The sequence below is a fragment of the Pantoea sp. B9002 genome (genome assembly GCF_013385945.1).
Lineage (GTDB): Bacteria > Pseudomonadota > Gammaproteobacteria > Enterobacterales > Enterobacteriaceae > Pantoea.
Window position 1 is genome coordinate 1 of record NZ_JACAPA010000094.1, and the last position, 327, is coordinate 327.

The 327-nt window shown below is 68.8% G+C and carries 1 protein-coding gene; it reads left to right on the forward strand.

The features are described 5' to 3' along the window. Positions 1-14: 14 nt before the first annotated feature. A partial coding sequence (locus HX773_RS25330) for a LysR family transcriptional regulator (RefSeq protein WP_218168361.1) occupies positions 15-327 on the forward strand: 313 nt, incomplete at its 3' end.

Genomic DNA, 327 nt, shown 5'->3' on the forward strand with positions numbered 1-327 from the left:
CCATGGAGCCGAACATGTTCGCCAACCTGCCACTCACCGCGCTGCGCGCCTTCGAGTCCGCCGCGCGCCAGCGCAGTTTCAAGGCCGCCGCCGAAGAACTGGTGGTGACGCCAACCGCCGTGTCCCATCAGATCCGCTCGCTGGAAGGCTGGCTCGGCGTGCCGCTGTTCGAGCGCCTGCCGCGCCAGGTGCGCCTGACCGATGCGGGCGAGCGACTGTTCCGCAGCCTGCATGGCGCGCTGCTGGAGATTGCCCAGAGCGTCGATACCCTGCGCCCGCAACGCAGCGGCACCAGCCTGACGATTTCCACCACCCCAGCTTTTGCCG